The 25,423-nt window shown below is 45.5% G+C and carries 25 protein-coding genes; 10 read left to right on the top strand and 15 right to left on the bottom strand.

Going from position 1 to position 25,423, the window contains the following annotated elements; all coding sequences use genetic code 11:
- Positions 1-6: 6 nt before the first annotated feature.
- Positions 7-1,803 (bottom strand): acyl-CoA dehydrogenase, encoded by a 1,797-nt coding sequence (locus tag KFF44_RS07650; protein WP_255938652.1) that lies wholly within the window; start codon positions 1,801-1,803, stop codon positions 7-9.
- Positions 1,804-1,951: 148 nt separating this feature from the next.
- On the opposite strand from KFF44_RS07650, the gene KFF44_RS07645 reads away from it, so the two are divergent.
- On the top strand, positions 1,952-2,953 hold the full coding sequence (locus KFF44_RS07645) for an L-threonylcarbamoyladenylate synthase (RefSeq protein ID WP_255938651.1): 1,002 nt from the start codon (positions 1,952-1,954) through the stop codon (positions 2,951-2,953).
- A gap of 7 nt (positions 2,954-2,960) precedes the next feature.
- Positions 2,961-4,382 carry an FAD-binding oxidoreductase gene (locus tag KFF44_RS07640; protein ID WP_255938646.1) on the top strand — a complete coding sequence of 474 codons (1,422 nt, stop codon included), beginning with the start codon at positions 2,961-2,963 and terminating at the stop codon, positions 4,380-4,382.
- A gap of 294 nt (positions 4,383-4,676) precedes the next feature.
- Here KFF44_RS07640 and KFF44_RS07635 read toward each other — a convergent pair whose 3' ends face one another.
- From KFF44_RS07635 to KFF44_RS07625, 3 genes are all read right to left on the bottom strand, one after another.
- Positions 4,677-5,816, bottom strand: a complete 1,140-nt coding sequence (locus KFF44_RS07635; protein WP_255938645.1) for an aminotransferase class V-fold PLP-dependent enzyme — start codon at positions 5,814-5,816, stop codon at positions 4,677-4,679.
- Between the two features lie 55 nt (positions 5,817-5,871).
- Entirely contained in the window at positions 5,872-6,828 is a 957-nt protein-coding gene (locus tag KFF44_RS07630) for a DUF2336 domain-containing protein (protein WP_255938643.1), read from the bottom strand.
- Positions 6,829-6,916: 88 nt separating this feature from the next.
- On the bottom strand, positions 6,917-7,444 hold the full coding sequence (locus KFF44_RS07625) for a gamma carbonic anhydrase family protein (protein WP_255938642.1): 528 nt from the start codon (positions 7,442-7,444) through the stop codon (positions 6,917-6,919).
- A 92-nt stretch (positions 7,445-7,536) separates the two neighbouring features.
- Between KFF44_RS07625 and mnmD the strand changes: the two genes are divergently transcribed.
- The 3 genes from mnmD to KFF44_RS07610 are packed head-to-tail and all read left to right on the top strand — an operon-like array spanning position 7,537 to position 11,412.
- Positions 7,537-9,471, top strand: a complete 1,935-nt coding sequence (gene mnmD / locus KFF44_RS07620) for a tRNA (5-methylaminomethyl-2-thiouridine)(34)-methyltransferase MnmD (protein ID WP_255938641.1) — start codon at positions 7,537-7,539, stop codon at positions 9,469-9,471.
- A 58-nt stretch (positions 9,472-9,529) separates the two neighbouring features.
- On the top strand, positions 9,530-9,829 hold the full coding sequence (locus KFF44_RS07615) for a hypothetical protein (RefSeq protein WP_255938640.1): 300 nt from the start codon (positions 9,530-9,532) through the stop codon (positions 9,827-9,829).
- Positions 9,830-9,864: 35 nt separating this feature from the next.
- A complete protein-coding gene (locus tag KFF44_RS07610) occupies positions 9,865-11,412 on the top strand; it encodes a methyl-accepting chemotaxis protein (RefSeq protein ID WP_255938639.1) in 1,548 nt (515 codons plus the stop codon).
- Between the two features lie 13 nt (positions 11,413-11,425).
- Here the strand turns inward: KFF44_RS07610 and KFF44_RS07605 are convergent, their stop codons facing one another.
- From KFF44_RS07605 to KFF44_RS07580, 6 genes are all read right to left on the bottom strand, one after another.
- Positions 11,426-12,040: a hypothetical protein gene (locus KFF44_RS07605; protein ID WP_255938638.1), complete on the bottom strand. Its 615-nt coding sequence runs from the start codon at positions 12,038-12,040 to the stop codon at positions 11,426-11,428.
- Positions 12,041-12,055: 15 nt separating this feature from the next.
- The gene (locus KFF44_RS07600) at positions 12,056-12,559 is read right to left on the bottom strand and encodes an RNA polymerase sigma factor (protein ID WP_255938637.1); all 504 of its coding nucleotides are present in this window, start codon (positions 12,557-12,559) and stop codon (positions 12,056-12,058) included.
- Positions 12,560-12,596: 37 nt separating this feature from the next.
- The gene (locus KFF44_RS07595; RefSeq protein WP_255938636.1) at positions 12,597-13,772 is read right to left on the bottom strand and encodes an ABC transporter permease; all 1,176 of its coding nucleotides are present in this window, start codon (positions 13,770-13,772) and stop codon (positions 12,597-12,599) included.
- Complete coding sequence (locus KFF44_RS07590) at positions 13,769-14,503, bottom strand: ATP-binding cassette domain-containing protein (RefSeq protein ID WP_255938635.1); 735 nt, start codon at positions 14,501-14,503, stop codon at positions 13,769-13,771. Before KFF44_RS07590 ends, KFF44_RS07595 begins: the two co-directional genes overlap by 4 nt.
- Before the next feature lie 23 nt (positions 14,504-14,526).
- Complete coding sequence (locus tag KFF44_RS07585; RefSeq protein ID WP_255938625.1) at positions 14,527-16,053, bottom strand: alpha/beta fold hydrolase; 1,527 nt, start codon at positions 16,051-16,053, stop codon at positions 14,527-14,529.
- A gap of 93 nt (positions 16,054-16,146) precedes the next feature.
- Complete coding sequence (locus KFF44_RS07580) at positions 16,147-16,650, bottom strand: hypothetical protein (RefSeq protein WP_255938622.1); 504 nt, start codon at positions 16,648-16,650, stop codon at positions 16,147-16,149.
- A gap of 178 nt (positions 16,651-16,828) precedes the next feature.
- On the opposite strand from KFF44_RS07580, the gene KFF44_RS07575 reads away from it, so the two are divergent.
- Positions 16,829-17,725, top strand: a complete 897-nt coding sequence (locus KFF44_RS07575) for a LysR family transcriptional regulator (RefSeq protein ID WP_255938619.1) — start codon at positions 16,829-16,831, stop codon at positions 17,723-17,725.
- Positions 17,726-17,730: 5 nt separating this feature from the next.
- Here KFF44_RS07575 and KFF44_RS07570 read toward each other — a convergent pair whose 3' ends face one another.
- From KFF44_RS07570 to KFF44_RS07555, 4 genes are all read right to left on the bottom strand, one after another.
- Positions 17,731-18,648: an ATP-binding protein gene (locus tag KFF44_RS07570; protein WP_255938616.1), complete on the bottom strand. Its 918-nt coding sequence runs from the start codon at positions 18,646-18,648 to the stop codon at positions 17,731-17,733.
- Positions 18,645-19,853 carry a PP2C family protein-serine/threonine phosphatase gene (locus KFF44_RS07565; RefSeq protein ID WP_255938613.1) on the bottom strand — a complete coding sequence of 403 codons (1,209 nt, stop codon included), beginning with the start codon at positions 19,851-19,853 and terminating at the stop codon, positions 18,645-18,647. Before KFF44_RS07565 ends, KFF44_RS07570 begins: the two co-directional genes overlap by 4 nt.
- A gap of 53 nt (positions 19,854-19,906) precedes the next feature.
- Complete coding sequence (locus tag KFF44_RS07560; RefSeq protein WP_255938610.1) at positions 19,907-20,209, bottom strand: STAS domain-containing protein; 303 nt, start codon at positions 20,207-20,209, stop codon at positions 19,907-19,909.
- Between the two features lie 109 nt (positions 20,210-20,318).
- On the bottom strand, positions 20,319-22,274 hold the full coding sequence (locus tag KFF44_RS07555; protein WP_255938605.1) for a tetratricopeptide repeat protein: 1,956 nt from the start codon (positions 22,272-22,274) through the stop codon (positions 20,319-20,321).
- Between the two features lie 95 nt (positions 22,275-22,369).
- Here KFF44_RS07555 and KFF44_RS07550 point away from each other — a divergent pair, with 95 nt between their 5' ends.
- Positions 22,370-23,068 (top strand): hypothetical protein, encoded by a 699-nt coding sequence (locus KFF44_RS07550; protein WP_255938603.1) that lies wholly within the window; start codon positions 22,370-22,372, stop codon positions 23,066-23,068.
- Positions 23,069-23,147: 79 nt separating this feature from the next.
- Here KFF44_RS07550 and KFF44_RS07545 read toward each other — a convergent pair whose 3' ends face one another.
- A complete protein-coding gene (locus KFF44_RS07545; RefSeq protein ID WP_255938602.1) occupies positions 23,148-23,468 on the bottom strand; it encodes a DUF1476 domain-containing protein in 321 nt (106 codons plus the stop codon).
- 262 nt (positions 23,469-23,730) lie between these two features.
- Here KFF44_RS07545 and purC point away from each other — a divergent pair, with 262 nt between their 5' ends.
- The 3 genes from purC to purQ are packed head-to-tail and all read left to right on the top strand — an operon-like array spanning position 23,731 to position 25,412.
- Complete coding sequence (gene purC / locus KFF44_RS07540; protein ID WP_255938601.1) at positions 23,731-24,501, top strand: phosphoribosylaminoimidazolesuccinocarboxamide synthase; 771 nt, start codon at positions 23,731-23,733, stop codon at positions 24,499-24,501.
- A gap of 3 nt (positions 24,502-24,504) precedes the next feature.
- Positions 24,505-24,744: a phosphoribosylformylglycinamidine synthase subunit PurS gene (gene purS / locus KFF44_RS07535; RefSeq protein ID WP_255938600.1), complete on the top strand. Its 240-nt coding sequence runs from the start codon at positions 24,505-24,507 to the stop codon at positions 24,742-24,744.
- A 5-nt stretch (positions 24,745-24,749) separates the two neighbouring features.
- On the top strand, positions 24,750-25,412 hold the full coding sequence (gene purQ / locus KFF44_RS07530; RefSeq protein WP_255938596.1) for a phosphoribosylformylglycinamidine synthase subunit PurQ: 663 nt from the start codon (positions 24,750-24,752) through the stop codon (positions 25,410-25,412).
- Positions 25,413-25,423 lie beyond the last annotated feature (11 nt).

Genomic DNA, 25,423 nt, shown 5'->3' with positions numbered 1-25,423 from the left:
TGCCATTTACTGTCTTGCAAACATTTCCGTAGAAATTTCAGATAATGTTGACCCACCTGCCAAAACTGGTTTCAAAAGTGCAGTCCCAACTGGCAAAATTTGTTCGATGAAGAAGTTCGCCGTTAATTGCTTGGTTTTCAAAAACTCTGGATTGCCTGTATTGGCTTCCAGCCGTCTGGACGCTTCAAGTGACTGTAAGGACAGAAGGTAGGCACCAACAACGGTTCCAAACATCCTTAGATAAGGTGTCGCGGAGGACGCTGTGTCAACAATACGTTCAAACCCATTACTAAAGAGCGCTTCTGCTGCCTCAGAGAGCGCTTCAACCGCGCTTGCCAACGCGGCAATATCAATTGACGGATTTGATGCATTTTCAGAACAAAAAGTGCGCATTTCCTCAATTAAGGCGCGCCAATGTTCACCGCCGTCCATATTGAGCTTACGCCCAACAAGATCAAGCGCCTGAATTCCATTCGTTCCTTCGTAAATCGGTGCAATTCTGGAATCGCGGTAATGCTGTGCAGCACCAGTTTCTTCGACGAACCCCATACCGCCAAAGACCTGAAGTGCCGTAGAGGTGTTTTCAACCCCAATGTCCGTAGAATAGGCCTTGGATATCGGTGTTAATAAATCTGCTTCACCGCTCGCTTGCCTGCGAACATCTGCGTCTTCTGCTTTGTGGGCACGGTCAAGGGCCCAAGCATTACGGTAAATGATCGCGCGTGCAGCCTCGGTTGTTGCCTTAACGGTCATCAACATACGTTTCACATCAGGATGCTGAATAATTGCAACAGCGTCTGGGCCTGTTCGGTCAATGGACGCCGATTGAACACGATCTTCGGCATACCAAACCGCATGCTGATAAGCGCGCTCTGATATGGCAACACCTTCGAGGCCAACACTGATGCGTGCATGGTTCATCATCGTGAACATGTTACGCATGCCCTCGTTCTCACGACCAACCAAATATCCAATACAGTTGTCATTATCACCGAAGGACATAACACATGTTGGACTACCGTGGATACCGAGTTTGTGCTCTAAACTGACACAACGAACGTCATTACGGTCGCCCAACGTTCCATCGTCGTTCACATGGAACTTGGGTACAATGAACATTGAAATTCCCTTGGTTCCCTTGGGTGCACCCGGCAAGCGCGCCAACACCAAGTGAATGACATTCTCCGCAAGATCATGATCACCCCATGTTATAAAGATTTTTTGCCCTGTGATTTTATAAGAACCATCCGGCAAAGCTTCCGCCTTGCTTTTCAGCGCACCAACATCTGAACCAGCACCTGATTCCGTCAGGTTCATGGCGCCCGTCCATGTTCCCGCGATCATGTTTGGCAGATACATCGCTTTTTGCTCATCCGAACCATGTGCTGCTATCGCTTCGATTGCACCAGAGGTCAGCATTGGATTGAGGCTATAGGCCATGTTGGCAGACGTCACCATTTCGCTAACAGCAAGGGCAAGGCTGCCCGGAAGCCCCTGCCCACCGTAATCTGGTTCAAACGCAAGGGTTGGCCAGCCACCTTCAACAAACGCTTCATTCATGGCCTTGAAGGCATCAGGGGTTTTAACGGTCCCGTCTTCCTGTAAGGTTGCCCCTTCCTGGTCACCAATCACATTAGTAGGCGCGATCACATCACGCGCGAGCTTGCCAGCCTCCTCGAGAACGGCACCAACCAGATCTTCACCGGCTTCCACGAACGCGGGGATATCAGTCCATTCATTCAGGCCCGCTGACACTTCAAGGGCAAACCTGATTTCTTCCAAAGGGGCTTTATATTCACTCATCAAACTATCCTAAGACCAAACGCTTCACGACTTGGTTGAACAAATCGTTGGCAAATCATTATTCTGTGCTAGGTATCTTCACTGTAAAAGATACGAAAAAACTGTTCTAAATGGTTTAATATGTTTCATTAATAACTTAGATTTGTGCATGACCGATATGATAACTCAAGTAGTTTCTTGTGATGACAGCCCAGCAATAGCAAGGGCTACAGCCATTTTACGAAGTGGAAACCTTGTCGCCGCCGCTACGGAAACCGTGTATGGTTTGGCCGCTGATGCAACAAATGATGAAGCTGTAAAAAAAATCTATCAGGTTAAAGGAAGACCATCAAATAACCCCCTCATTTGCCATGTACTTGATATTTCCATGGCCGAGTCTCTTGTCGAGGTTTCTGAGACTGCAAAATTGCTGATGGAGAAATTTTGGCCCGGCCCCCTCACACTCGTACTACCTCAAAGAACACCAACGCAAATCGCTCCAACCGTTTCGGCAGGGCTTTCTACGCTCGCGGTTCGATGCCCAAACCATCCCGCAATGCGGTCTTTGATTAAAGGTTCCGGCTTACCTCTTGCCGCGCCGAGCGCGAACCCATCTGGCAAGATTTCACCAACTACCGCTGAGCACGTTCGAAGTGGCCTTGATGGTAAAATTGAAATGATCATCGACGGCGGGGCGACAGACCTCGGTATCGAGTCCACTATCATTTCAATCGATCAAAACGACGTCATCAGATTATTAAGGCCCGGCACGATCACATCGGATGAAATCGCTGACGCATCAAACAAAGACATTTTAGACAACAACAGCAATCACATCACGGCCCCCGGCCAGTTGGAAAGCCACTATGCGCCCGACGCGCTCATACGCCTAAATGCAAAAACAGCTCTCGCTGGTGAATATCATATCGGGTTTGGTGAGGTTAAAGGCAACTTCAATTTAAGCGAAACTGGCGACCTAAGCGAAGCCGCAAAGAAGCTGTTCACAGCAATCGGGAAAGCGGACCAAAGTGCCGATAAAATTGCCATTGCCCCAATTCCTTTAACGGGTATTGGCCTCGCGATTAATGATCGTATCAAGCGCGCAGCAGCCCCGCGCCCACAAACAGATACCGATACGGACCATCATTTAAACTCTAACGGCAACGAATGAAGCAATCATGATCTCAGAAGCCCACATTCATGCCTTTTATGCTATGCTAGACAGCAAGTCTGTCTCTACAGACCAAGAGGAAATAGAGCCACACCTTCATGAATGGCGTGATAAATTTAAAGGGTCCAGCAATCTACTTTTGAAACCATCATCGGTGCAGGATGTTTCCCGAATAGTAAAATATTGCAACGAACATTCACTTGCCATCGTGCCACAAGGCGGCAACACTGGCCTTGTCGGTGGTGGGATAGCTGGGCTTGAGTCAAAACGCGCGGAAATTATTTTAAGCACCAAACGCATCAAAAACCACATCGCAGTTGACGACAGGGATTATTCAATCACCGCAGATGCAGGATACACAGTTGCTGAATTAGAAACTGAGGCAACGCGGTTTAGTCGCCATTTTCCTTTATCCTTGGCGTCCGAGGGTAGCTGCACCCTCGGTGGGATCATATCAACGAATGCTGGCGGGGTGCATGTCGTGCGGTACGGGACAACGCGCGACCTCATTCTAGGCATAGAAGCTGTTCTGCCGAACGGTGAAATTTTCAGCGACTTAAGCACACTTCGGAAAGACAATACAGGCTATGACCTCAAACAATTACTGATCGGAGCAGAAGGAACGCTGGGCATTATCACCAAAGCTTCGATGAAGTTGGTACCTGTTGAAAACAACATCACAACTGCATGGATTGCTGTTCAAAGTGCAGAAAATGCGCTCGATATTTTGTCGCGAGTAAAAGAAGGCTTTTCGGAAACTCTTTCTGCGTTTGAAATTATGCCATTGAGCGGCATAAACATGGTTTTAGAGCATATCGAAGGGACACGTCCTGTATTAGAAGGCAATCACCCTTGGTATATCTTGCTTGAGCTTGGAACAAGCAGCGAAAACACGCCACTGCAAACTATGCTTGAAAACAAGTTAGCTGATTTCATCGACGCTGGCCTTGTTGAAGACGCAGTCATCGCGAAGTCCATTAGCGAACGAGCTGATTTTTGGAAACTTCGGGAAAGCATGTCAGAAGCACAAAAACATGAAGGTGGCAGTATCAAGCATGATATTTCTGTGCCTGTCGCAAAAGTTCCTGAATTTCTAAATATTGCGAATGAAGCGATCTCGAAGCATTTTCCAGACGCACGTCCTACACCCTTCGGTCATCTGGGGGACGGCAATCTGCACTATAACATCATGCAGCCAAAAGATGCTGACAAAGCTACCTTTCTCGGGGAATGGCAGCGCATGAATGAGATCGTCCACGACATCACAGTTTCATTTGGGGGATCAATTTCAGCCGAGCACGGAATTGGCACCCTGAAGAAAGGCGAACTTTCGCGCCTGAAACCAGCGACTGAAATCGCAGCAATGCGTGCAATTAAACAGGCGCTTGACCCCAACAACATAATGAACCCGGGCGCACTTTTTATTTAATTTATACTGATGGCTGAAACACAAAAAAAACGGGCGGATAAAGCTATCTTTATCCGCCGCGTAGTTTAAGCGCTATCATATTCAGGCAAAATAATCAGCGCCCTACTCAAAACTGTGTCTCACTGATCTCAGGCAAAAATCTTAGAGACACCAGTATATTTGCAGCAGGCGTGCCAACTATTTTTTATATATAAATCAATAACTTAAAAAAATTCTCATTATTGCACGTATAAGTTCGTTTTATTCTGAAACAGAATTTTGTTCTATTTTGACACGTGTGCCAAAATGAAACACTTACAGACTGGTCATTACCTTCTCAAATCGTTCCATGTCATGGTCATTTACCCACAAATGCGGGGCAACGCGCAACATGCTACCGCGAATACTGACAAATATGTTTTCAGCCCTAAGCTTCGCTGCGTATCGTTCTGCATCGCCGCCAAGCTCAATACCCATCATATGCGGGCTTCGGTAATCGCTATCGATAGAGCGTAATCCATTATTCAGCGCTATTGTTTCGATGCGTCTGTTTATTTCACCAAGTGTGAAGGAAATATTGGAAATCCCCCATTCGAGAAGTTGCCGCAAACCTTCCTTGTACACAGGCATGAGAATGAAATTGGATCTTTCACCAAAATCAAATCGCCGAGCCCCCTCTTGATATTGATCCTGATAATTTACCAAATTTGCAAAATTCTCACTGCCCTGGCGATTAATCCAGTTTTGCTCAATCGGTTTTCCATGTTGGTGCCTTGGCGCGACATATAAAACACCCAGACCATATGGCCCCATCATCCACTTATAACTGGCGCAAACGGCAAAATCTGGATCAATTTCTGCGAGGTTTATCGGCATAGCGCCAACTGACTGAGTAAGGTCAAGTACCAGCCCTGCCCCGATCTTTTTCAAGGCTGGTGATATGATTCCCAAGTCAAGTTTTGCACCCGATGCCCAGTGCACATTCGCAAGCGCCGCGAAAGCAATTTTCTCTCCGTATTCCTGAATGGCTTCGACAATCGCAGTTGTCCAGTCATGATTATCAGGCGTTTTAACGAAGGCCAATTCTGCGCCCGCCTCTTCTGCAAGCTTTGTCCATTCATAAACATTGGAAGGAAATTGATCCTCCACCATCAAGATAACTTGCCCCTGTTTCACAGGCATATTCAATCCGGCAGTCGCCGTTCCGTAACTCGCGGAAGGTACGATTGCAATATCATGAGAACTAACAGTTAAAATCTGAGCTGCAAGACCGCGTACACCCTCAACGTCCGTGAAGAAATCCTGTTCGCTGTAATTCCACGGCCTCGCGCTTTTGGCCATGCCGCTACCGCCAATCTCGGTTTGTTTTTTCGTGAGTGGGGTCATGTATGCTGCATTTAAGTAGCAAACATCATTAGGAATATCGAAAAGCGAACGCTGGGTATGAATAAACATAAAACACCTGAGAACTTAAATTTCAGGTGACAGTAATAGGAGAGGAGGAAAGAATCTACTCGTTAATCAACCGATCGTAGGCAATCATCAAAACACCACAGATAGACTTTGCAAACCCAATAGTGTTTAGCATTTTTGCTAGTGCCTCACTTTCACCCGTAACCAAGTGCTTTTCTGTCATTTCATATTCGGCGTTCAGTAAAACGGCTAAGCCTGCGATAAAAAATTTCAAATTTTTATGCTGCAGGGCACTCAATAGCAGTTCTGAGTTTAAACCGTTCTTTTTGTGTAATTGCCGAAGGTAGTTCATCGCTTCCTTCGATGAAATCACACTGGCGGACCGTGCAAACACCTGGCGCTTGGCAAGGGTAATCAAATATTCTGCATAGTCAGGGGCAAGCTTAAAACGATCAACCAGATATTCACTAAAGCTCTCAGAAACTTTAAAAACGATACGTTCGACAACATTAATCGGAAGATCAGCCCTTTGGGCCAGTTTTTCCATCAAGCCAACTTCATCCGGAAAACGATCTATAACCTTTTCGCATGAACGGATAGATAACTTGGCCCCATCATTACCCACAAGCGTATCAACAGCTTCCAGTGCACCAACATCACAAACACTGTAGGCCAACATTTCAGAAATACTCTCGCGGCTCGCAATCGCGGTTTGGATAGCCTTATTACTCTCAAGGACTAACTCGTTTAAAAATTCGTCATCCAATGCTTTTGAGGAAACAAGAAACGGCACGGCAACAGAATCGAGATCGCAAGTAATCTGATTAATAATATTTTCCGGCAAAAATGTACAAAGAGCCAACTCTTTCGCAAGCTTTTCACGAACAGATACAGCAGCGTCTTCAACAAGAACGGTCGCCAACTGCAAGGCTGCTTCACGGTCAGATGCAGGGTGTTCACCAGACAAAATCACGCCAACTTTGCGGGCAATCTCTATCCGTGCAGCGACATCTACATTTTTTACAGCAGCACCACTAACTGTTTCACTATTCATACACTGACCCAACGAACTTTCTGCTACTCAGCAAGAATTACAATCATCAATTTTGACCTACGTTAAGCACTTGTGTCTTAAAATGAGGTTAAATTTTAATCGGTTTCAGCCCTTTGGAAAACCGCTGCGCATTATGAACATAAATTTCCGCTGATTTTTCCAACAACAGCAATTCATGATCTTTTAATTTACGTACGACCTTTGCTGGCGACCCCACAATCAGACATTCGTCTTCAAATTCTTTTCCTTCAGTGATTAAACTTCCAGCACCAACAATTGACCGCGCGCCAATCTTGACCTTATTGAGAATAGTTGTTCCCATACCAATCAGGCTTTGGTTACCAATTTCACACCCGTGCAACATAACCAAATGGCCAATTGTCACGCCGTCCCCAATTATTGTTGGCGCTCCTGGGTCTGTATGGATGACCGCATTGTCCTGCACATTACTGTCCGCGCCGATAGTGATGGGCTCGTTATCCCCTCTAAGTGTGGCACCAAACCATACACTTGAACGGGGTTTCATCGTTACGTTCCCAATAACAGAGGCAGAATCAGCGATCCAAACACTCTCGTCCTCCAATGATGGTGCAATACCGTCCAACTCGTACAACATATGATTTTCCTTATTTGGCTTTCTATTCCGTAACTTATAATTTAAGAAACCTAGAATGTTCATCAACAAATAACAATCACGATCAAACTGCAATGAATAATAACGAAAAGCAGGAAGCCATAAGACCGCTCAATGAGAATGATCTTGAATGGCGCGACGGCACGCCCATTGCCAAAGCCTATGATGATATCTATTTTTCCGTTGATAACGGCCTTGAGGAAAGCCGTTTTGTCTTTCTGGAAGGCATAGGCGCACCTGATGTCTGGTGTAATCAACCTCGTTACGTAATTGCTGAAACAGGATTTGGAACAGGATTAAATTTTCTAACCACCTGGAAAAGCTGGCGGGAAAGCAACGCAAGTGGGCGCCTGACATTTATTTCTGTGGAGGCCATGCCATTAAGCCGCACTGCGCTGAAAAATGCCCATAAATGCTTTCCCGAACTGGAAGATATATCAGATCAATTGATCGATAGCTGGCCGCCCCCAGAAAATGGTCATCATGTCCGCCATTTTGACGATGGACATATCACGCTTATTCTGATTTTTGGAAAAGCAGACAGCGCTCTATCGCATTTAGATGCCAAGGTTGATGCATGGTATCTTGATGGCTTCGCCCCCGCGAAAAACCCAGACATGTGGAATGACACAGTTTTTGACAATGTCGCACGTCTATCAAGACAAGGGGCGAAACTAGCGACATTTACCGCAGCAGGGTTTGTAAAACGCGGCCTTGCCGATCGCGGCTTTGAAATGCGCAAAACCCCGGGGTATGGTCGAAAGCGCGAAAGGCTAGTTGGTGAATATTATGGCCCTAGCGACCTAAAACCAAACATACATCGCAAACTATTACCCGACTGGGCATTACCGCCACTCGCAAAACCAGATGGATCCATTGCTGTTATTGGTGGCGGCATTGCTGGCAGCATGATTGCTTATGCGCTAAAATCACGGACGCGGAATGTAACTGTTTTCAAGTCGCCTGAAGAAAAAACAGCGAGTTCAATTCCTGCGGCAATTATGGCCCCCCGGATAAATAGAGAAATTGGTCCGCTCAGGTCATTTCAAGTGAGCGCCTATGCTTATGCCCTTAGTCACCCAGTGCTCAAAACTCATATGTATGGGGATGATAGGCTTGATTATCTGGCTTTTGACGCTCAGGAACTTCAACGTAACCGTAAACTATATGAAACCATAAAGTGGGGTGATGATTGGGCTTCCTTAACAGACGATATTTTAACGTTCAAACGGGCCAGCACGATTGACACCCAAAGCCTTTTAAACGAATTGTTGGATCAGATACCTGTTATAAATACGCATATCGAACAGATCATTCCTTCTGCGTCAAAATGGAAAGTCTGCGACCATACAGGCAAACAATTTGATTTTGATTTGGTTATTCTAGCCACGGGTCAAAATACACCGCACCATGCCGCGCTATCGCCCAATTGTTATACATTCAGCGCTGGTCAGGTCGAGATACTCGAGGCAGAAGGCCTTGACCTTCCAAATCATATTCTTTCGTACGGTGATCATATTTCCGCATGCTGCAAGACTGATAAATACGGTGACATTCGTGTTCTTGGTTCCAGTTTCGAAAAGCTATCAGAACTGCCAACAAAGGAAGCTAATCCTTCCAAAGCAATAAGCAATATATTGCTGGATAATCTGAAGCTTCATTTAAATATTGATATCGCTGACGCCGCTCACCTATCATCTTGGAACGGCATTCGAACAAACACACCTGATTTTCTACCCATTGTTGGCGGTGTTCCAAACTGGGAAAAATGTGACGCTCAGTATGCTTTGTTGAAGAAGGATGCCCTAACCAGAGGTTTGGGAAGCCCCACATATCAAGACGGGTTGTATTTAATAACAGGTTTTGGATCAAAGGGTTATCAATACGCGCCCTTATTAAGTGAATATTTAGCGGCACAAATCTGCGGCGAACCAACGCCATTATCCTATGATCTATGGCGATATCTAAGCCCATATAGGTTTAATGCCCGTGCTTTAATTCGGGAATAATTTAACAGCTTTTTAATGATTATAACGCATACTCACATTTAAGTGATTGAGGTGATTCATGCGAGTAAAATCAGGACATATTCTATTTCTAACAACCGTACTTGGTATATTTTTTGTCTTTGCCACAATCTTTGCTCCTGATCCTAATCAGCGGGTTTTTGGTGTATTTTTTCACCCCTCTTTATCACGGGCAGAAGTGTTGGACACACTAAAAGCTACGTCTTTGTCCTATGTAGGCTTCAACGATAGAGAGAATATTATCATCCTGGAGGGTGATCAAAAGGAACTTAACACTGAACAGATCTCTAACAAGGTCTGGTTTATATTCAATCCAAATGGCTTCAAAGCCTGCGGGTAAACGCATAATCAGAATTGATTCAGTAGGAAATATTTATGAATAGCTTGGTAAAACTCAGGGAGCAAGTCGCAAACTTTATGCAATATTACTTATTATTGCATATCGTAACGGTCCCGGTTTTGGGAATAATGAATGATCTTCCGGGTGTTTGGTGGGCCACAGGTGGCACCGCTCTTTTTGCCATCCTGAATTTCGTCGCGCACAAGCTTGATCCCCATTCGGAAACAACAAGCTATGTAACAGGTGTTTGCCTGATGCTCATTGTGGCGCTTAATCTTGCGATGTTTAGCGGTGACGAATGGCAGTTAGATATGCATATGTATTTCTTTGCTGCTCTTGCCATCCTTGTTTCATACAGTTCTTGGCGTATCATATTGGTTGCAACCGCCGTTGTTGCCGTCCATCATGTACTCACGTTTTTAATTGCCGAAACATATGTATTCCCGGAAGGCGCTAAATTCAGCCGCGTTCTATTGCACGCCGGCATATTGGCAACGGAAGCCGTTGTTTTGATGTGGATCGCCCACAAAGTTCAAGACCTCTTCTCGTCGACCGATAAAGCGCATCAGGAAGCCTTGGACGCGGTGAAGGAAGCTGAGACACTGAAAGTTGCAGCAGAATCAACCGCAGAAGAAGCCAAAGCCCTAATGGCGGACAAAGAACAAGCGCAAGAGGAAGCAAGGCTTGCCGCCGAAGCGCAAGAGCAGGAACGCGCAAGAATGGCCGAGGTTGAGCGTGAACGCCTCCAGAGCATTGTTGCAAATTTTGAAGCTTCTATCACTAAAACAGTAGAAGAAATTGTTACTGCGGCAGCCGACCTGAATGTTAAAGCAGAGCAAATCACTAACGCTTCTGCGGACGGTGAACAAAACCTAAGTTCTGTTTCCAATGCAACTGTTACCGCATCCGAGAATGTTCAAACTGTTGCAGCAAGCGCAGAAGAGCTCTCAGCTTCTGTTGCTGAAATCGCCCAGCAGGTCGCACACGCAAACCAGGCGTCCAATGATGCAGTTGAGCATAGCCGTAGAACAAATGAAGAAATTACGGAGCTTTCGAAGGAAGCGGACAGCATTGGTACGGTGGTTGCCCTGATCTCAGATATCGCAGAGCAAACTAACCTTCTGGCATTGAACGCAACCATTGAGGCCGCGCGCGCTGGTGAAGCCGGTAAAGGGTTCGCTGTTGTAGCGAGCGAAGTCAAAAGCCTTGCGAGCCAGTCAGCGAATGCAGCGGATGAGATCCAGTCTAAAATCACGGCAATGCAGAATGCAACAGGGTCGGCAGTTCAGTCTATTTCAACAATTACCGGCGTTATTGAAGACCTTAGCCAAGGATCCACATCAATCGCTGCCGCAGTTGAGGAGCAAGATTCTGCAACACGTGAGATCGCAAGAAGCGCCGCTTTGGCGTCTGACGGGACGCAAGCTGCAACTGGATCAGTTTCGAATGTTTCTGGTAGTATTCAAGAGACACTCAATATGTCCACAGATTTGCGGACAGCGTCCGAAGCTTTAAATCAACTCGCTAATAATCTGAAAGATGGCTCTCAGGCGTTTGTCGAAAGCTTGAAGCAAAATAGTTAGCCAACTCATGATGTCAGCCTGCGGCCCTAAGCGCCGCAAGGCTGGCCTCAAGCCCTAACAGTTCTTGTGTTTTCCTTTTAATAAACCGCCCGTATATAAAAGGACACAATAGAATACCAATTGGTATCCCCCACATCACACCATTTACAAACGTTTGCATGCCTGACATCTGCTCTGTCGGGAAAAACACACCATGTTTTTCATAAAACATCCAGAATGCAACCGCTGAAAATACCATTCCATAATAAGTCATTTTGATATTGAATCTGGCAAAGGCGATTAAACCGTTCAACTGCTTGATTTGAAGTTCGAGGAGTTTTTCTGGTTCGCTTGACATATCACCCAAGGAACTTCTCAGATGTTTATAGGTGAACCAAGCGGTTACCCAGCAAAACAATAACCCGACAATACCAAAAACGTTTGAAGCCAAGGATATGTTTTTAATTAAAACAAAGGCGCAAAGAAGTTCCCCAATCACGCATATTGCAAGGTTTAAAAACAATGTTATCCGCACGCGCCACCATGCAAACCGCGCCTTTCGAAACAAGCGCGTAGGGTCAATAGCAGGGGCATCCTGCCACAACCCCTGTAGGTTATCCCAATCAGGGCTTTGATCATTATCAGACATTATCAAACACCCTCATTACCCTATTCCTTCTGGCTGATTTTGTGCTTCAAGCGCTTTCTTTAACTCGCCCTTTGCCCTGCTGAAACGGACCATTGCATTGTTTTCACTAATCGCAAGCGCTGCACCAATTTCTTTGTGGCTAAACCCTTCAAGGGCCAAAGTCACCACCTGCTTCATAGGAAGGGGTAGCCCCCTGACCGCATGTAGCAGTTTTTCCCGTTGCTGTTCTTTTTCGGTTTGTTCTTCCGGCGACGCGACATCGCTTTTCATATCATAATCAAGCTCGACACTTCGCGGTCTTCTTACTTCTTTCCGCACGTGCGTGAGGCAAATATTTTGCGCTACGCGTGCCACAAAGGCCTTCTCGCTGCCCTCGCCCCTAAATTTGGGTAAGGCACGCCATATTGCCAGTGAAACCTCTTGCATCACTTCCTGCTGAAGAACCGGATCAGCCTCATAACTTGCGACGATCCGGCTCAACATACCGCTATAATTCTTAAGCGTTTTTTCGATGCCCACAGGCTTCACACCTTACTCTGGGAATGACATGTGATACCTAGACCTCATCCAAAAGCTTCTCACTCGAGAGCCTTTTAGACGTGAACATAATACACAAAATAGTTCCCACAAAGGCAACACCAAGCGACGTCGCGAAATACGCTGCCTGCACACTTCCATCAACGAGTAACGTGCTCAGGCTTTCGATATCAGCAATGAACGGTGCAAAGCGGGCAGCATCCGGCAAACTGCTATCTGCATATATTTTCACATACGCCAGCATCACAGGCACGAAGTTAAGAAGCTGCATGTAGGTCTGCCCTTCCTTAAAACTTTTTGCATGGATACTAACCGTCATCAAAAGGCTCGCAACAAACATGGAGAAAATACCAAGCTGGAAAAATGCGATTAGGAAGCCCGGTAACCCAATCCCCAGACTGAAAGGAAGTTTGTCCGCGACCAGCGTTACATACATGATTATCAAAGCAAAACTCATGAGCATAACCGTCACAAACGAGAATAAACTAACAACAGCCCACTTGCCGAAAATCAAAGCATTTGATGACACTGGCTGCGTTAAAAGGGTTTGAAGGCTTTGGCGTTCACGTTCACCCGCAAGCGTATCAAGGGAGACACTCATCCCGCCCACGATCGGCGCAATGATAAGCATCATCGACAGACCACTAATCAAAAGCTTTTCATAGAATTTGCTTTCCGACACGTCTGCTTTGCTGACGCGATATGGTGACACAAGATTAGGAGGAATGCCACGGGCGATCAATCTGTTCAGGCCGACATATTGGCTATACTGTGTCAAAACAGCCTCAACCTCGGTCCCGCGTTCAGCGCGTTCGCGGGTCGTATTGTCCACATAAAGCGCTAGTTTACTGATTTTCGCTTTCGCAAGATTGTCCTGAAAATCAAGCGGGATAACCAATAAAGCCTCTGCACTTTCTGGAATTGCCACATTGTTCGGATCAATATTGTCTGCACCAATAACATTAATTCCGTTTTTTTCAACAAACGCAACCAAGCCCGGCGCGCTGTCTATATTAGCGATCGCCAACTGTGTTTTTACTGATTCAACTGGTTGATCCAGGGTTGCAAGCCAGCCCACAAATCCCAAGAATAAGGGGACAAGTAAAGCATAGGATAATACTGCCATGATTGCGCGCTTGTCGCGGATCGCGTCTTTCAATTCCTTCAGGAATACAATTTTAAACTGGGTCATCATGCTGCATTCCTTTTCGCTTGCTCAGTTAAATAAACAAAAGCTTCTTCCAAATTCTCCTGCCCGCTTTCAGACACGAGTGATGCGGATGTGCCGTCTGCGCAGATAAGGCCGTCAGTCATAATTACGATATGATCCGAAAGCGCATCCACTTCTGCCATCACATGGCTCGAGAGAAGGATGCAATGCCCCTCTTCCTTCAAGGCTAGTAATATATCCCTAAGAAGCCTGATATTCATGACATCCAAGCCACGGGTTGGTTCATCGAGAATGATATTTTGTGGCTTATGCACAATCGCGCGTGCGAGTGCCACCTTCATACGTTGCCCCTGACTAAACCCTTCGGTTTTACGGTCAATGATGTCTTCCATGCTCATGAGCTTCACAACATCATTAATTGCATCTTCAAGCGCACTTCCAGAGAGGCCGTGAAGTTCAGCATAATACGCAATATGCTCGCGAGTAGTCAGCCGCGTATAAAGACCAAACTGGTCAGGGAAAACACCCAATCGCGCCTGAGCCTCGAGCGTACGTTCACGAACATTGATATCATCGATATGAACCGTGCCAGCATCAGGCTTCATCAGGCCTGTTACACTTCTGAAGGTTGTTGTTTTACCAGAGCCATTTGCCCCCAAAAGGGTTGTAATTTTTCCATTTTCCGCGTTAAAACTAACGCCGCGAACCGCTTTGACATCACCAAAGGATTTCGCAATATCTTTTATAACAATCATTATATTTTCCTTGCGCTTGATGATTACTGAACAGTTGCATTTGGGCCCGTAATAATCGGTAACCGTTTCAGGTGATCCATGCAGCCAGTATCCAAAGCATCCACATCAAGGTTTTTGATAAAGCTGGTAATTAGTCCCGGCATACAGGCTGTAAAACTTGTATTATGCCCGGTACCATTCACAACGATATGCCTGCTGTTGCTGAAGCTCTTTACCCACTCGTCACCCATCATAGGAGGGGTGATTGGATCAAGGTTTCCTGACAAAACAAGCGTTGGTACATCGCTTTCTAATATTTCATGGCTGTCCTCAGCTGCGGGAACATAATCCCACGCTTCACAGCCTGCATTCCAGAGTTGGTAATGCGCGTCTTCGGCAAAGCTATCGCTACCAGCAGCCTTTGCAGACGCGGCAGTTACCTTGCTCATTTCTTCACCGCAGAATATCGACAAAAACGATCCCGGATAAATTGGAGGTTCATCTGTTGATGCATTAAAGGAGAAAACAAGCCACGGATTTAGATTTCCCTTCAAGGCTTCGTCTAACATATAAGGAATGGAGGTTGTCGCATCAGCATTATAGAATAATGCATGCAAGCCGTTAACTGCACCTATAAAATTAATTTCCGTTGTTTCACGTTCATTCGTTAAGGGGTTAATACCATCAAAAACCAAATCACCTGATTTTGCTTTATCCAGTAATCTATTAATCATTCCATCAATATCAGGATACCTGGCGATACAAGCAAGGCTTTTTTCGCAGTCTTCGACCAATAATCTTTTTGCACGCTCTACGCTATCCGCGACGGTCGCAACGAGCGGAACCTGTGGCGGCAGAACACCGTCCACAACAATGCTGCGAACCCGATCAGGATATCTACGCAGGTAATGTGCAGCAGATCGCGTTCCCCACGAAATGCCCCACAAATTTAATTTTTCATATCCCAAGGACGCTCTGATTTCTTCGAGGTCACGAATAATATTATCAAAGTTAAAATGCCTTACAGGGAGCGGCTCTGCCTCACGGCAGGCTTTTACACCTTCTGAATAATCTTCTAGCGTTACAATTTCGCTATCGACATTTTTACATGAAATCGGGTGCGAACGCCCTGTTCCCCGTTGATCAACAATCAAAACATCCCGACCGTTTCGAAGATCGCCAAAGGCAACATCAACCAACTGAATAACTTCACTTGCTGCCTGCCCCGGGCCCCCAGCCAATAGAACCAATGGGTCGCCTGCTGCTTTACCGCCACGCGAGGGCATAACGGCAGCAAAGACCTCAACTGTGTCACCATTTGGATCACTGTAATCCAATGGAAGGTGATAGGTTTTGCAGTCCAGCCTCTCGGTTGAACCAGCGAGAAAACACTGGGTTTCGCTAACTGGCGTAAATCCCGCACCCGTTGTTTGTAGTGGTAAAGCATGGGCTGATAAACTAACGCTCAATGACAGGGCTGCAAAACTTGTTAATCCTGCCAGTTTTCGTTTTATGATTTGTGATACATCTATGAATTTATTCATCACGTTCGCTTGTCGTGGTGTTGGCACATTTCGCTCCCTCGTAAATTGGCCTATATCTTTAGTATGGGGAGCGAAATTTATCTTACAAATATTTTATTATTAATTTGGCTGATTATTTTCTTAATGGGATGTAACAACCGCGACTTTGGTCGCTAACAGCTTTTGTTCCTTAATTGCGAGGGACCTTTGGGCTTCGGGTAACATGGGTTCGCCTGGCCGAAGCTTAGAAACGGCCCTGTAATCTAATCGTGCTTTATCAAAATAACCTGTTTCTCTGTAAATATTTCCGCGGTTTAACAGTACACGCCAATTGATGCGGTCCAGTTTCAAGGCCTTGTCGCACGCATTAAGAGCACTTTCATAGCGTTCCAGTACAAATTCCACCGCGCAGATATTATTATAAATTGTTACCTGACGCGTTTTGGTTTGATTGGAATTGGCAGCCCGCCATAAGTTATGCGATGCTTTCTCAAAATTCTGGTCAGAAATAGCTTTCATGCCCCGCTCAATATTTTTATCACGCGCCATGTGGTAAACTTTCGTACTTTGCGCCTCGGCTGCTAAACTAAAACTTATAGACATCGTGATTAAGACCGCAGTCAGTTTTGTAAATCGGTACAACATAAAATTTCCTTTCCTTTATGTTCACGAGTACAGCCACAGCCCGTCATGTTTCCTGCCGCATTTCCTGCCGCATTTCCTGCCGCTGCACTCATAAACTTCGATATAAAGCCTTCAAATATGAATTAAAGTGTTGTATATTGAATTTTACTTATTCATTTATGAATAAAAAGGCGATGCAATGTTAAGCTGGGATGACTTGAAATATTTTTTAGCAATGGCCGAACATGGCAGCCTGTCAGCGACCGCCCCCAAATTAAATGTCAGCCAACCTACGCTATCACGGCGCCTGACGGCACTTGAAGAAACAGTTGGTGCAGAACTTTTTGCAAGAACACGAAATGGGCTGGAACTAACGGGCCTCGGTGAACAACTAATCGACCATATTCGTCATATGAGTGATGATGTGCATGCAATTGAACGCCTGATCACTGGACGTGATGAAGCCCTCAAGGGAAGTGTTGTTGTCTCTGCTATTGAAATTATTGGTGCAGAATGGCTTGTAAAATGTATCCGCCCTTTCAGAGACAAGTTTCCGGGCATCACTGTTGAAGTGAAAGTCGAAAATAATACGGCGGACCTTCTAAGGCGCGAAGCCGATATCGCCATGAGAATGTTCCGGCCAGAGCAAAACGACCTGATTGCCAAAAAGACGGTAACGATGAATTATGGGTTTTACGCCAGCAAAGACTATATTGAAAGGAAAGGGAAACCAGAAAGCCTAACGAGCTTAAACGATCATGATATCATCCTTCCACACGATGAAATGCTTGCCTACACAAATACATATTCACGCAAGAACATGCTGAATGGCAATGCTTCAGCCTTCAGGTCAAATAACATGCTTGCTTTGTCCACCGCTGTTCGCGAGGGGTATGGGATTGGTGCTTATTCGTGTTTTCTCGCTTCCAAGGACGAAAACCTCGTCCGACTATTTGACGAGCATGTAGTGTTTTCTGCTGATATCTGGCTGGTAAGCCATGCTGACCTTAAGCGCAGCGCACGCATTAGAGCTATGTTCGATTATCTGAATGATATGCTGATCGAACACCGCGATGCTTTTGCAGGGAAACGCTAGAACGACTAAAGGGATATTGTAGCCGTAACGCAGCGGCCACCCTCTGAATATTGTAGGCTATCAAAGCAATGTTTTGCCATCATGACACCGCGGCCATTTTTGCGATCAATATTCGCTGTATCGACGGTTTCCATGCGTGTGAAATCAAAACCATCGCCATCATCCAAAATGATAAACCGATAGTCTTCATCCGTTTTCTGAAACTCTAAACTAACGAACCGGTTATCTTCGCTGACGATTGCTTTTTGTTTTGAAACTTCTTCTTCAAATTGACACGCGTTAATAAGCTTGCTTTTACGCTCTGTACCAAAGCCATAAAGCCCATGCTCCACCGCGTTTAAAAGAAGCTCTAGCAATCCTGTATAAGCAAGCGTTGGTTGCGCCATGTTATTCGATAGCAACAAGGCAATATTATTTGCTTCCTCGCGCGTTTTAAATTTGAAGCGAGCATAACTTATATTGCTCGTCGCGCATTTGTGTCTGCTAATTGCACCTTCAAGCTCGATTAGCTTGCTGGACTTTTTAATGATGCGGATGACATTATTTGTCATTGTATCCGTATAGGCTATAGCCTCATCAATAATCTGAAGTGCGCCATTTGAGAGAAGTTCAAGCTCATCATCATCATTATCTTCCGGCCTGATAACAATTACTGGCAGGTTTTGATAATCAGGCGTGTTCTGAAATCTATTCAAATAATCAACTGCCAATTCGGTTGTGACGTCGGCCGCGATAATGATCATCGTTAACTCTGAGTTCGGGCTATGGAAAAGTTTAGCGACTTCTTCGAAAGAAGCACAAATTACGATTTCAAAATCGTGACACGACAACCCCAGAAGCTTTTCCCCATGCACGGGGCAATTCGTTATGGCTGCAACACTTGCTTTCGAACTGTTGCTAATCAGAAGGTCATCGCCGCTCATGATCCTGCAACCTTCTTTGTTCTATGAAAGGCAACGGCGGTTAAATCATCCGGTAATGATGTTTGTATTTCCTCGAAAAACGTGGCGAGAAGTTTTTCAACAAGTTTCTCACCAACGCCTTCAGATCGTTTGGATGAAACGAGATCACGCAGTCCGTTTTCACCCAACATTTCACCATTAGAAAAAGGTGTTTCAATTAAAACGTCTGAATAACAAAACAGGCTTTCGCCTTCGTTCAATTGATCTGTCAGATTTTCATATGTTGCGGAAGCAATTATTCCGATCGGCGTTCCTGCACTATCCAAAGTGCGAACATTGTCGTCAGATATGATAAATGGCCGAGGGGCACCAGCACCCGCATAGGTAATAGCGCCGCTTTCCGTGTCAATCACCGCATAAAACATGGTTCCGAATTGACCAAGAGGAAAGCTTTCAACCAAGTCACTATTCAAATTTAATAAAAAGGCAGCCGGATCATGATAGAGATGTTTGTGACGACCCATGGTTGCCTGAACCCTAAAGGTATTTAAGGAAGCCCCAACTCCGTGCCCGGATATATCCAGCACAAACATACCAAATGATGTATCATCAATGGGCCACAAACCCCATAAATCACCACCAAGTTCAAAGGATGCCTGATACTCGGCCTCAATCACCATTCCGGCCTTTTGTTCAACCTCTTCGATCAAACTATCCTGAGGCAAAAGCGCATGTTGCATTTCTTTGGCTAACGACAATTCACGCTGCATATGATCATGGAAGTCCGAAAGATTTTGGATCATGAACCTGTTTTCAAGGTGCATTTGAACCCGTGCCAAGAGTTCCGGTTGGTTAATAGGCTTGGAGACAAAATCAGTTGCACCTGACGCAAAAACTTCTACGCGCTCTTCAGGTGTTTCTGATGCGGATTGTACAAGGATCGGAAGGTTTTCTGTTTCGCGGTTCGCGCGCAATGCCTTACACACTTCGTAACCAGACATGCGAGGCATATTAAGGTCTAAAATGACAAGATCAGGCATGCCTTCACTGATCATTTTAAGGGCGTCGTCACCGTCTTCAGCGAAGGAAATATTGCTGTAGCCTGCTCGTTCGAGGCACATGCCAATCATTTTGCGCATTAACTGCATATCATCAACGACAAGAATATTCGCGCCGAGAATTGTCTTCAGCAAATTACCTTCTGTGACTGAATGAGCAGAATCCATTTCGACCCCCGTCATGGAATTACAGTTACACTCTATGGAGGCGATGCACCCTATTAACTGGCTTCAATAATCTCAGACAGCTTAGTAAGTTTTAGCATGCTCGCTACATGGCCTGTAGCACCAGCAAGGTGTAGTTTCCATCCACCGGTATCCGCTTGTTCTTTAGCGATCAGGAACATTCCGAGGCCAGCAGAATCAACCATACCGACGCCGTTCAAGTCGAAAACGCAGGAATTAGCAGACTGAGAAGAAATATCTTTCAGCATATTCCGAAAAGACACATTTTGTGTGAATGTTATATCACCTGAAAAAATGACACGAAGATCACCAGCGTTATTTTCGATACGGTATTCCATAAATCAAATCCATTAAATATTGTTTTGAACCAGCAAACAGTTACGCATGTTCACGATTCTCATTTCTAATAAAATAATCTTAAAGCTTGTTTAATTTGTCTAACTTCATTCAGTTATTTTGCCCATCCTTATCACTTTGCGATAAAATTTCCTTTGATATCCTCTTTAGCCTTTTAACAAGGGCCGGGTTATTATTCGCAAATTCCAGTTCGTTCGCTTTATCCAATTCAGATAATGCTTTGGACACATACCCACCCAAAAACAGAGCTTCGATGTAATCGACAGTTACATCCAACGAGCCAGGAAATGCTTCCTGGGCAATTTCAAGATTGTTAATCGCTGAAGTATAATTTTCCCTGAGCAACTCAACGCGTCCCAAAATTGCGCGGGCACGGATATCCTCTGCTTGTTTTTCCAGCACTGCGTATAGATCCGCTGAAGCCAAATCCAGTTCATTTGTTCTTATATACAAAAGTGCCCGATTTCGGCGTGCCAAAATATAGGTATCGTTCAATTCAAGTGCTTTCGAATAAGCCTCAACCGCCTCAGTAATTCTATTGGCCTGAGAATAAATCCCTGCCAAAAGATTATAGGCTTCAGGCTTATCAGGGCTCAGCGATATCAACGTCTTAGCGGTAGCCAGGGCTTCATCGTAGGCGCGTTTTTTAATTTGAATATTCGCAAGAACCATCAAATCCTGAACTCTGTCCTCATTTGAGGCTGGCTCGCTTTGCGATTTCTGGATTTGTTTCAAAATGGTTTCTGCTGTTTCATAGTTTCCAGCTAGGACGTTTGAATAAACCAGCTTTTTATCGATCGATTCCGCGCTCTCAGTCGAGCCCGTTTTTATATTTGATGCTTGTAGCAAATACTTCAATCCGTCATCGGGCTTCCCGGCACTCGTCGCCACCGACGCTGCCAACATCAAAGCATCAAAATCACCCTTTGGGTTTGATGGAGGGAGCAACGGCATCAAAACAGCCAATGCTTCACGGTAGAGCACTCTTTGCTTATAGCTATCTGCCAGCACAAGGCGCGTTTCCCTGTGTGAGGGGACAACCTCGAGGAAATTCCGCAAATTACTAATAGCCGTTGAATAATTCTCCAACCGATAGGCCACAATGCCGTATAAATGGTTCACGGGCGGATACACACTCGCATATTGTGTTAGTTTGACTAAAAGAATTTCCGCCTCAACATACTCGCCCTTTAAGGCTTCTATTTGAGCTGAAATATAAATAGCCTGCGGATGTTCCGGATATAATATGTAAACCTGATCCAGAAGTGAGTTCGAAGCCTCAAACTTTTTCTCCGCAACTTCAATTGCAGCAAGCTCGAGAAGCGACAAGATATTCTGCGGGAAAAGCTCGATTGACTTGTTCAGGTGTGATCTGGCGTCATGGGTATTTCCTTCAAACCGGCTGACTGATCCCAAAACATAATGCACGATTGTATCGTCAGCATCTATGGTCTGCGCCTTTTCTGCTATTGTCTTTGCTGCTGCTAAGTTACCAGTTTGCAATGCTACCTGCGCCAGTCCCTTTAAGGCTTCGAGGTTTTCGGGGTCATTTTTTAATACGGTTCTAAATATTTCATTCGCCGCTTCATATTGCCCTGCTCCAAAAAACGCTTCTGCCTGCGCTTGTAGCCCTTTACCCGAGAGCTCTTCTGGTATGTCGAACGCACGAAAAAGAGCAAGTGCGGTTTGAAACTTACGCTGAACCAATAACGCCCTTGCTTTATAGACGCGGGCGATACTCAAATCAGCACCCAATTCGATCGCCTTATCAACGGCAACTTCAGCTGCTATCCCATCCTGAAGCGCATTATAGATTTCAGCGATGTTCAAATGATCGTTCGGGTCACTGCTCGTTTCTTCAATGGCTTTAAGCTGTTTAATAGCTTCTGCCAGTTCCCCTTGTGCGAACAAGGTACGTGCAGCCTGAACAGGCTCGGACGCCGTATCGATATCATTTCCTTCGCCCAGAACGATATTTTCCCCGAAAGAACTCAATACAAACAATAAAATCAACGATGCTTTTAAAATTGAATATCTAATCTGCATAAAGAAATACTCTTCAGCCCCTAGCCTGTTGTCGTTAACCATATGAATACCAATTCATTGCATATTAATAGTTTGTATAGTATTAAGAAATGATATTGTTTGAACAGTATTTAACACGGATTTCAGAGTTTATGATACGCGTTTCGAATTTAATTAAGAATTGTATTGCAATTACATCTGCCCTTATCATCAGCGCAACTGTAACTGCTCAGGGTTCAAGGCCCGTTAATCCCGCAAACTTCCAGGCTGATCCAGGGATATATGATCCAGTTACATTTGGTGATGACATCACTTTTAATGGCTGCGGGTCTTCGTTTGAGAATTTTTCGCTCTGTGAATTAAATGATTTGTCGGATTTCGCTTTGGCATGGCGCGTTAGCCCGCAAGGTCAGGACCCGCTCGCAGAAGGTACCACCGTTGCCTTGTTTGGCCTTGGTGTCGATGTAAGCTCTGTCAATGGGTTCACTGAAAACACAACTTTCGGAACTAATGTTGCCGATGGTCTGAACTTTACGATCAACAGCGGCGCTGCAAGCGCGTTTTTCCCAACGCCGGGAAGTTATACACTTCAACTAAGCCTTCTGGTGCGAGGCAGGCAGTTTGTTCAATTGCCGAATGGCAATCTCGTGAACACATTCTTCAGCGGAACACTCGTCCGTCGTGCTGAAACAGTTATTGAGTTTGCGCGAAATGCCCCCGTAACAGTTCCAGAGCCAATTGGCTTCTTGGTCATTATTCCTGCCATGTATTACATTGTTCGCAGGCAAAGAAAATTAGCCTATATCAAGGCTTAAAAAAATATACGAAAACACCATAAATAAAGGCCACTGAAAATCGTTTCAGTAGCCTTTTTCTTAACGAGTATTTAGAACTTTACTCGTTCATCATTTGCTCTTTGGCAACACCGAGAAATTCGTTCAATTTTGCAATCGCAGCATCCGCATTAAAGGCAACATTTTTTTCAGCGTAATCAGCAGCAATTTTACGAATGATATCGTCATCACCCTCTTCTTCCAGGTCTGCTGCAACCACATCACCTGCATATGCTGCTACATCATCACCTGTAATACCGAGTTCCCCTGCAACCCATTCACCAAAAAGCCGGTTACGGCGCGCACGGACCTTGAACATAATTTCTGCATCATGTGCAAACTTGCTTTCAAATGCTTTTTCACGATCATCAAATGTTGTCACAGGACTATCCTTTTTTACTGTGCCTTTTGATAGGCAATTTCATATGCCGATTCTCTAGCATATCTATATCAGAGATAAACCAAAAATTGCTCACATCAAGGCCTTTAAAGTAATTAAAATCCACAAAAGGCCATAAACATAGAAGGTTGATGATTTTTTAGACAAAATTGTTACAGAAACATTGTCGAAAGGGTCGTCTTCGGTTATGTTCCGCCCGCATCCAGAAATGCCACCCTGCGAGCCATAAGGAGCAGACACTCTCATGTCCCGCCGCAACAAACTTTATGAAGGCAAGGCCAAAATTCTTTTCGAAGGGCCAGAGCCAAACACGATCATCCAATATTTTAAAGACGACGCAACTGCGTTCAATGCCGAAAAGAAAGGCACCTTGACCGGAAAAGGCGTCATCAACAACCATATTTCCGAATATATCTTTGGTCGCCTTAGCGATATCGGAATTCCAAACCACTTTATCAAGCGCCTGTCCATGCGCGAACAATTGATTAAGGCCGTTGAAATCATTCCGGTTGAAATTATTGTAAGGAATATTGCCGCTGGCAGCATCTGTAAGCGCCTCGGTATTGAGGAAGGAACACCGCTACCCCATCCGCTTGTAGAATATTGCTATAAGTCAGATGAATTCGGTGATCCGGTTATCGCAGAAGAGCATATTCTTGTGTTCGACTGGGCGAACGAGATCGAGATCGAAGAAATGCATCATTATGCACTTCGTGTGAACGATTTCCTCTCCGGCCTTTTTGCAGGCATCGGTATAAAGCTTGTTGATTTCAAGCTTGAGTTTGGCCGTTACTACGAAGGCGAAGATTGCATCACGATCCTCGCTGACGAGATCAGCCCAGACGGTTGCCGCCTCTGGGATATGGAAACCGGTGAAAAGCTGGATAAAGATCGTTTCCGCCGTGACCTCGGCGGTGAAATGGAAGCCTATCAGGAAGTTGCCAAGCGCCTGGGCATTTTGCCAAACGCAGACATCACCGAAATTGCAGACCATCAAGCCAAAAAGGATAGCTAGGCAATGAAAGCTCGCGTTCATATTACTCTTAAAAACGGTGTTCTCGACCCGCAAGGGAAAGCGATTGAGCACGCTCTCGGTAATCTTGGCTTCGACGGTGTCGATGGTGCCCGCCAAGGCAAATATATCGAACTTGACCTCGCTGAAAGCGACGCTGCTAAGGCCCGTGAAAACGTGGAAGCCATGTGCCAAAAGCTTCTCGCGAACACAGTTATCGAAAACTACAGCATCGAGCTGGAGTAGAACACATGAAATCAGCAGTCATCGTATTTCCGGGATCAAACTGTGACCGGGATATGGCTGTTGCCCTTGAAAAAATTACAGGGGTAAAGCCAAACATGGTCTGGCACGGCGAAAGCGACTTTGAAAAGGTTGATTTCATCGCTCTACCCGGCGGGTTCTCTTACGGCGATTATCTTCGCTGCGGCGCAATGTCTGCGCGTTCAACAGTCATGAAAGAAGTGATCAAACGCGCGGAAGCAGGCGTGCCGGTTTTTGGTGTTTGTAACGGCTTTCAGGTTCTGACGGAAACGGGTCTTTTACCGGGTGCGCTAATGCGTAACGCCAAGCTTAAGTTCGTATGCCGCGACGTGACACTTAAGGTCGAAAATGCAGATAGCATGTTTACAAGCGAATATGCATTAGGCCAAGAGATCACTATCCCAGTTGCCCATCATGACGGTAATTATTTTGCGGACGATGAGACACTGAACCGCCTCTCAGGCGAAGGTCAGATTGCTTTCACTTACGCGCAAGACATCAATGGCTCGCAGCAAAATATTGCTGGCGTGTTAAACGGCAAAGGCAACGTGCTTGGCATGATGCCACACCCCGAGCGGATGATCGAACCAGCGCTTGGTGGTTCGGATGGTCGTGCGCTGTTTACATCCGTTATGAATGCATTGGGCTAAGGGAGTGACTG

The organism is Kordiimonas sp. SCSIO 12610, from assembly GCF_024398015.1.
Lineage (GTDB): Bacteria > Pseudomonadota > Alphaproteobacteria > Sphingomonadales > Kordiimonadaceae > CANLMI01.
The sequence above is the reverse complement of the archived record's forward strand: the minus strand, read 5'-3'. Positions and strand labels throughout refer to the sequence as shown.